Annotated in this window: 1 protein-coding gene; it reads right to left on the bottom strand. The window is 59.2% G+C overall.

Going from position 1 to position 262, the window contains the following annotated elements; translation table 11 throughout:
* Positions 1 to 39 precede the first annotated feature (39 nt).
* Positions 40 to 262: carboxymuconolactone decarboxylase family protein (locus AC0L2O_RS36925; RefSeq protein WP_473373225.1), on the bottom strand; the 223-nt coding region annotated here is incomplete at its 5' end.

Genomic DNA, 262 nt, shown 5'->3' with positions numbered 1-262 from the left:
ATCGGATTTTCCAAAAAGCCGACACAGTGGTCGCTGAATTCAGGCTGCCTTGCGGGCAGAAACGACAGGAAAGTCGATCTCCGTCCTGGCAACCTCATTGACATAGTTGGTCCAGACATTGAGAGCGACATGCTGGACGATCTCGATGATCTGCGCATCGTCGTAGCCTGCGAGCCTGACGGCGCTGAGATCCTCGTCACCGATATGGCCGCGGTCGCGCGCAATCTTGGCGGCGAAACGCACCGCTGCGGCGGCCTTGGGG

The organism is Bradyrhizobium sp. Kon10 (assembly GCF_055807395.1).
Note: the sequence above shows the minus strand (reverse complement) of the source record. Positions and strands in the feature narration are given on the sequence as shown.